Below are 6,481 nucleotides of genomic sequence, written 5' to 3'. Positions count from 1 at the left end.
TTTAAAGTTACGGGCCCGCGCACGCTAAACCTTGCAACCTAAAGGAGGGGTACTTTTTGGACGCCGATAAGGGGTCCCGTTTAAACGCCGATTGACAGCCTTGAAGGTGAAGCTATGAATTACGTAACGGCTCTTTTAATTGGCGCTGCTCTAGGCATTATCCAATTTGCTGTCTCTTCTCAGAAAAAGCCGACTAGGAACGGCCATCCAATTCAAGCATTAGTCGTTTTAGTTTTCATTGGTGGACTAGTCTACGGGACTATTATTTGGCTCGTCGCCAAATTGATCTAACCCCCACCGCGTTTATGCGTCGTGTCATTGTGTTTTCCTCAGATTGTGAGAGGATGTTCAAGCGACGGTGAGGTGTGACCATCAATCCGGCGCGGCCCCGGTCTGTACCCCGTACTGCCGGGGTTCCCTTCGGGTCTAGCTAACTGACAGAGGTGCGAATGTTTAATCCGCATTTAGCAGAATCTGATGCGCTCTTATTAGGTATTGCTCTGCTCGTTGTTGTCGTTCTGGTTGTGATCGGCTGCATTTCCAAGGGAAGCCTATGACTTCCTTTCGGTATAAAAACCGGCTCAAGGGCAGTGCTTTTAAGCTAATTCTTGCACTATCCCTGTAGCACGGACCAGCCCTTTATCCGTCGTTGTAAAACGGAGCCTGTCCCGTATTCTTCCCGTTATTACGGGAGCCGTCATTCCCCTCTTGTTTCACTGTCAAAGCTGCGGTTTATTCATGATGGGCTAATCAAGGAGGGCGGCGATGAAATACGGCATTAGTTCCGATCAGGAAGACTGGACGGATCAAGACATCATCGTAACAATTTTCAACGATGGAACTGCGCGGGTCAGAAATAAGGATGATTACCTTACCCCTCGAAGAACGCCGTTACATAAAGCAATTAAGAATGCGGAAAACTGGCTCAGCCAAGAAGCGCTCCATTACCAGCGCATTATGATCCATCTGATGGACAGTGACTAGTTTCCTGAAGACTTGATATGAATTTCAAAGCGGCAGTTTTCCTTGCGGCTTTGCTCCCGTTGGCAGGGTGCACCGACAAGCAATCTGATGGCTTTAATGAAACGCCTGAGTGCATGAAGTATCGTTCGATGATGACGGCACCACTGCCGCCAGACCAGAGCGAGAAGCTTCGCAAAGCCTGCATGGATAGCAGGAGGTAACCGCCCTGTATTTTCCCTGTATTATCAGGGGAGATGCTACAGGCGAGAACTTTGCAATCAGACCGGTAAATCCCGTTAAAAACCGGTGAAAAAACCTGATGCGCTTACACAAATTCGTCTGACATGCGCCCTGTGATGTTTTCCAGAATTGTCGATGCCCTCTGAACCAAATTCAATGCCGCTTGCGTGATTGCAACCCGCTCTCCACTCTCGAGTGTCGGATCTGCAATAGAGACAATAATAGCCTGAGAATAAGCCAGCAATGCCAGCGCATCGACCTCTGTCACCCCCTGTGCATTCTCCAGCCTCAAAAACAACGCCTCCATGTCCGCGGTGGGCTTTTTGCCAGCGTGTCTTGCTGCTCGCAAGTGGTCGCTAAATTCGAGCGCGACTTCCGTCACGTTTTCCTGCATCATGCAAATATCTTTCAAAAATGATCAGCCTGAGACGCCATGAAGCAAATCGACCACAACCTAAACGAAACTCAAAGAACAGGAGACCGCAGCAAAGATAATACCAGACTGCTCAGAGTTCACCGCGTTTCCCATCGCATAGGCGTTGTAATTGGCCTCCCGCTTCTGACGATAGGCGTGCTCATAATTCTTGCGGCTGCGTACCTGCACTTAACAGGCTTCACCAAAGCTACGAATGTTTCAGACGTTTATAGTTATAGCTTTCCTGTCACCCAGCAAGGTGACTTGGTAATCTACAGGGATGGAAGTTCTCAATCTGCCACCTCTTACATCACCCAAGAAAACAACGTTCGCGCATCACGCCACCGTGCTTCAATAAATGACAAACTTGCATTGGGCCTAGCAATTACTGTACTGGCCGCAGCCGTTTATGTGTTATTCCGAGCGATAGGTTGGATAATAGCCGGAGCCTTTCAATGAAAGAGCAGCCTCCCTTAATAGACCACGACGAGAACGAACCTAAGATTGACCGCAGCCCGTTTCCCTACTGGGCTGCTTTTCTGGTGGTTGGCCTAGTTTGGGCAGGCTATCTGTACTCTTTCAAATTCGATTGGGTTCCGCTCGCGCTCGGCGGCTTCACCGGAATCATGCTGACCGCGTGGGCGATTGAGATAACCGGGAACAAAGTCCCCGATAGCTGGAAGAAAAAGCCTTAACCTCTTGGCCTTCCGACTGTTATTTCAAGCGGCGCTCTTTTTTCCTGACCAAGCAAACGCGGCACGCCTGCTGCGCCCATATTGCCTGATATTGCATTCACTAGGGCGATATATGCCTCTGACTTCGTAAGTTGCCACGTACTGCCTTCAAGCAAAGTCCTCGCTATATCAGGATCAGTTTCCATCATGGCTTTAGCGATGCGTTCTGTGACCGATTGCGGCTGTCCTCTGCCTGCATTGAGCAAGCTTGCAACGCCCTGTGCGGCGGCTGCGAATGGCCTGCCCTGAGCGAGCGTTGATAATATCCCGGTATCGTATCGGCCCATATCTGCTGCATCTGCGAGATTATCAGCAGTCTTTGAGCCGCCTAATGCCGCATTACGCGTTTCAAACATGGTGTTTTCACGCGCTATCCTGTTCTGTAGTTGCGCGCTCTTTCCCGGCGCTGCAAAGGCTGGAAACTCGGCATTTGTAGCGTCATTGATCAGTGGGCGGGCTTTGTTTACGCCAATCGCTGCGCCCTGCGTCTGAGCAATAAGTGGGTCAGAATAACCAGCACGGAATGCAGCCTGTTCTTCTGGCGACATGGCGTTGAATGTCGGGATTGTGTCTTCATATCGACCGCGCGTTGCTGCTGTTCGGCCTGTTTCAATCGCATCAATAGCCTTGCTCTGCTGCCGGAATGTGTTGCGAGCGTTGGCATAGTATGGCGAAGCTTTCTCTAGCGCGCCATCGAGAGCGTTGCGGATCGGGATAAGTTGCGATTGAACGGCAGGCTTCGCCCCTTCAATCATCGAATCCAGTTCCATCTTTGCACGGAAGGCCGCGTTGAAATCCGTCAGCACGGAATTGCCGTCTGTCAGATAACCGCGCGCGCGGCGCACAGCCGCCTCGATGCTGTCATCTGCAATGTTATTGCCGGGGTTGAACACCTTTGACGCGCCGGGAGTAAGGAAGTCGTCAGCGGCATTAATTGCGGCTGTCGGGTCAACAGCGCCAGAACCAGCACGTGCGGCTCCATAATTCTGAGCCGCCTGCGTTGAGCGTTCTGCGGTCAATCGTGCGGCTCTCTGTGCCGCTGTATCGGCTGCGTCGAATCCTTCTGATAGCGCATTGGCAATACGCCGCCCTTGCCCTGCCTGTCGCGCATCCAGTGTTTCCGCAATCACCTGACGCATACCGTTCGGGTTGCGGGCTGCGGTCGAAAGCATACGTTGCCCGGAATTGCCCATAGCATCAGCAACGGTGAACATGCCCTGACCATCAGCGCGCGCACCTGTTATCATTGCTGCAATATCGTCAGCGGTGTTACCCGATCTGCGCAACCCTTCACCGATAGCGCGTGATGCGTATTTATCCGGGTTAAACATCGCACCGACCTGCGCGATATAAGGCTTTGCAAAACCAGAAGCGCCAGCAATCGCGACGGGAGCGGCAGCGCCAATGATACCACCACCGATTGCGCCAACAGTGCCACTACCTATACGCCCTTCCACGCCCTCGCCACTACCAAAGCCATGCAGTCCACCGAGGCCAGCGCCTTCTATACCAGACGCAAGAGCGACTTTACCAAGGCCAGCACCGTTATTGATCGCATTCGCGCCAAGTGACAGGCCATTCTTGGCAAGACCGACACCGCTAGTCACGCCGCCCGCCAACTGACCGCCCAGACGATAACCGAACCTGTTTTCACTGTCGGATGCATCAATGCCGCGCTGACGTGCAAGCTCCTGATCATAGTCGCCAAGCATCCCAAAGCCAGTGCCAAGGCCAGCCGCGATTTCATCAGAAAAGCCAAACGTAAGAGTGTCGGCTGCACCGCGCACGGCTGCATCTACCCTGCCAAGTATGCTGTCGCGCTCGTCGGCAGGTTGCTCTATGGGCTGCGGATTAAAGCCGAGCTTTGAATAGAAATCAGCCTGCGGCATGTCAGAATAGAACTTCTGATGAAAGGCATCCGCGAACTGCTGGTCGCTCATGTCGTTGTACTGTGGGTATCTCTGACGCATTTCCGAAAGCTTGGATACAGGCCTTGCTTGGCGCTGATCAGCAAGCGGCGCGGTTCCGAAACCGTTCTGGTTTTGCTGCGCAGGAATAGCCCGCTGCTGCCCTAGATGCTGTTGAAGCGCCTGCCATGCGCCTTGCTCATCATTTGCGCCCTCAACCTCGTATATCGAACCGTCGGGAGTAGTTATCTCAAACTTTGCCATTGGGCCTCTCTGCGGCTGTGCTGCTGAGCGTTCCAGCCGAGCATTTCGATCCGCATCAGGAAATTTTGACGAAATCATTTCCCGGATTTGCTCATGTGGCATATCATCAGGGAAACGCACATTTGTGCCGTCCGGCATTTTCACTACAGGCATCGCTTACCCCCGTCATTCTTGGAGGGCGTGATAACTGCATCACGGATCAACTCGGACAACGAAGTGCCTTTCTTACGGGCGACTTCCTTCAACGTCTGCTTTTCATCCTGAAAAACCCGAATGCGAATATAGCCTGACATTGCAACTTCTGACCTCATGATGGTCTCCTTTCGTTGCAACAAGTGTACCACGAAAGGAATCGCCATATCAGAAGAAAGCTATTTATTATCAATTGCTTGAGTTATATCAGACCGCATCATAGTCTATCATGTTCCATCAAATTCCGATGATGCTTATGCCTGCGACAATCTGTCATTCAGGCACTGCTACCCAGCTTGCAGGCTACGCATTCTTTTTTTGCGGTAAAGTCTCTCGTCAGCTTGGCTGATGACGTCCTTAAATGTCTGCTTGGACTTACAGGCTATTTTGCCCACCGAAATAGACAGCGCGGCTCCATCCGCCTTTATAGTATCCGTAAAATTTGTGCCTGCTTCCTTACTGACATGGCTCAGAAGTGAGCGCATATCGTCTTGTGATACACCCGGAACGAACGCACAGAATTCATCACCGCCAATTCGAGCAATTAAACTGTCTGCCGGCAAAACGGTTTCCAGCGCTCTCGCGGTCGAAATTACAGCTTCGTCTCCAGCGAGATGGCCGAAATTGTCATTGATCAGTTTCAAATAATCAATATCCGCTATGATGAACCATCCGCGCACACCGATTTCCATTGCACTCTCAAACCGCTCAATGAAGCTACGTCTATTCAGTACACCTGTAAGGGGGTCTGAACTGGCTGTGCGCGCAAGCTCATTCGCTTGCCGCACCAATGCTCGGTAAGCAATTTCAAGGCGTTCAAGCTTACTGAACCATATCAAAGCGATTGGAATGGCTATGATAAACGGAAGCACCAGCCGAACAACAATCGTGATAGTGTCCGAATGAACACCTAAGAGAAAGCGAATGCCAGTTGAAATCGAGATAGAAACAATAGCTGCGATAATCGACACAGCGGCAGTTCGTCTCAATACTCTTCGTGAAGGCAAACGCACGATGCACCTCTATCGAACTATCAGATGATGAGTTATGAAATGCGAGATAGTTGTTCGGCTTTTAATAGGAGCGGCGCCTCGTCTTTACAACCTGACGTGACAATCTGGCTTATCTCGCAAACGAATTTCTAATTCAATTTCAACTGGTTCATCCTTTAGGCATCAAACGTCTGCGCCAATTACCAACCGTCTGAGGGCTTACACCAAGACGCCGGGAAATCTCGCGGTCTGATAATTCCGGCTGTGTGTCCAACATGGACATGACGGATGCACGCTTGTCGGCGTTGGTTCGGCGGTGTTGATGGTGCAAATCTGTACCACGTTCCGCACTAGCCGCTTTGCCAACGCTTTGAGATAGGTTTTCAAAGTCTGCGCGCATCGTCGCAATCAATGTGCAGTCTTCCTGAATGTCTCGCGAATATTCCCTGCCGTTCAAATGTTCCAACCAGATAAGCCGCGTGCGAAAGTCATCAGCGTTTCGCGCAGGCAGAGTGTCCATGAGATGCTCAAGTGCTGCTTCTCGCGCACGAACCCATATAGGGGTTTCATGCATCGCATCGAATGTGTAACGCGCATCGCCAAGCTGCTGCCAATGCTGATATTCTGATCTATCAGCCAACGGTTCGAGTGTAACACGCAAAAGCCGCTCTTGATCTGTCAATCGGCGTTTAAACGGGACCCCTTATCGGCGTCCAAAAAGTACCCCTCCTTTAGGTTGCAAGGTTTAGCGTGCGCGGGCCCGTAACTTTAAAT

The 6,481-nt window shown here is 51.3% G+C and carries 8 protein-coding genes and 1 pseudogene; 4 read left to right on the top strand and 5 right to left on the bottom strand.

The window, feature by feature from the left end; genetic code table 11:
* The first annotated feature begins 765 nt into the window (after positions 1 to 765).
* Together VBH83_RS18955 and VBH83_RS18950 are read left to right on the top strand one after the other, a co-directional pair.
* Positions 766 to 984, top strand: a complete 219-nt coding sequence (locus VBH83_RS18955) for a hypothetical protein (RefSeq protein ID WP_396999042.1) — start codon at positions 766 to 768, stop codon at positions 982 to 984.
* A gap of 17 nt (positions 985 to 1,001) precedes the next feature.
* Positions 1,002 to 1,184 (top strand): hypothetical protein, encoded by a 183-nt coding sequence (locus tag VBH83_RS18950; RefSeq protein WP_396999041.1) that lies wholly within the window; start codon positions 1,002 to 1,004, stop codon positions 1,182 to 1,184.
* Positions 1,185 to 1,288: 104 nt separating this feature from the next.
* On the opposite strand, the gene VBH83_RS18945 is transcribed toward VBH83_RS18950, so the two are convergent.
* Positions 1,289 to 1,600 (bottom strand): hypothetical protein, encoded by a 312-nt coding sequence (locus VBH83_RS18945; RefSeq protein ID WP_396999040.1) that lies wholly within the window; start codon positions 1,598 to 1,600, stop codon positions 1,289 to 1,291.
* Between the two features lie 36 nt (positions 1,601 to 1,636).
* On the opposite strand from VBH83_RS18945, the gene VBH83_RS18940 reads away from it, so the two are divergent.
* Both VBH83_RS18940 and VBH83_RS18935 read left to right on the top strand, forming a co-directional pair.
* The gene (locus tag VBH83_RS18940; RefSeq protein WP_396999039.1) at positions 1,637 to 2,077 is read left to right on the top strand and encodes a hypothetical protein; all 441 of its coding nucleotides are present in this window, start codon (positions 1,637 to 1,639) and stop codon (positions 2,075 to 2,077) included.
* A complete protein-coding gene (locus VBH83_RS18935) occupies positions 2,074 to 2,313 on the top strand; it encodes a hypothetical protein (RefSeq protein ID WP_396999038.1) in 240 nt (79 codons plus the stop codon). Before VBH83_RS18940 ends, VBH83_RS18935 begins: the two co-directional genes overlap by 4 nt.
* Here the strand turns inward: VBH83_RS18935 and VBH83_RS18930 are convergent.
* From VBH83_RS18930 to VBH83_RS18915, 4 genes and pseudogenes are all read right to left on the bottom strand, one after another.
* Positions 2,310 to 4,676 (bottom strand): hypothetical protein, encoded by a 2,367-nt coding sequence (locus tag VBH83_RS18930; protein ID WP_396999037.1) that lies wholly within the window; start codon positions 4,674 to 4,676, stop codon positions 2,310 to 2,312. The two genes, VBH83_RS18935 and VBH83_RS18930, sit on opposite strands and share 4 nt — an antisense overlap.
* Positions 4,667 to 4,834 carry a DUF6290 family protein gene (locus VBH83_RS18925; protein ID WP_396999036.1) on the bottom strand — a complete coding sequence of 56 codons (168 nt, stop codon included), beginning with the start codon at positions 4,832 to 4,834 and terminating at the stop codon, positions 4,667 to 4,669. The genes VBH83_RS18930 and VBH83_RS18925 overlap by 10 nt, the downstream gene beginning before the upstream one ends.
* Before the next feature lie 168 nt (positions 4,835 to 5,002).
* Positions 5,003 to 5,728 carry a GGDEF domain-containing protein gene (locus VBH83_RS18920; protein WP_396999035.1) on the bottom strand — a complete coding sequence of 242 codons (726 nt, stop codon included), beginning with the start codon at positions 5,726 to 5,728 and terminating at the stop codon, positions 5,003 to 5,005.
* 148 nt (positions 5,729 to 5,876) lie between these two features.
* Positions 5,877 to 6,026, bottom strand: a pseudogene (locus VBH83_RS18915) (helix-turn-helix domain-containing protein); the annotation flags it as partial.
* Positions 6,027 to 6,481: the final 455 nt, after the last annotated feature.

This window comes from Ochrobactrum sp. S1502_03 (assembly GCF_044435015.1).
Lineage (GTDB): Bacteria > Pseudomonadota > Alphaproteobacteria > Rhizobiales > Rhizobiaceae > Brucella > Brucella chromiisoli.
Note: the sequence above shows the minus strand (reverse complement) of the source record. Positions and strands in the feature narration are given on the sequence as shown.

Coding starts and splice junctions, on each gene's coding strand:
- VBH83_RS18955 (WP_396999042.1), top strand. CDS start 766: ATGAAATACGGCATTAGTTCCGATCAGGAAGACTGGACGGATCAAGAC.
- VBH83_RS18950 (WP_396999041.1), top strand. CDS start 1,002: ATGAATTTCAAAGCGGCAGTTTTCCTTGCGGCTTTGCTCCCGTTGGCA.
- VBH83_RS18945 (WP_396999040.1), bottom strand. CDS start 1,600: ATGATGCAGGAAAACGTGACGGAAGTCGCGCTCGAATTTAGCGACCAC.
- VBH83_RS18940 (WP_396999039.1), top strand. CDS start 1,637: ATGAAGCAAATCGACCACAACCTAAACGAAACTCAAAGAACAGGAGAC.
- VBH83_RS18935 (WP_396999038.1), top strand. CDS start 2,074: ATGAAAGAGCAGCCTCCCTTAATAGACCACGACGAGAACGAACCTAAG.
- VBH83_RS18930 (WP_396999037.1), bottom strand. CDS start 4,676: ATGCCTGTAGTGAAAATGCCGGACGGCACAAATGTGCGTTTCCCTGAT.
- VBH83_RS18925 (WP_396999036.1), bottom strand. CDS start 4,834: ATGAGGTCAGAAGTTGCAATGTCAGGCTATATTCGCATTCGGGTTTTT.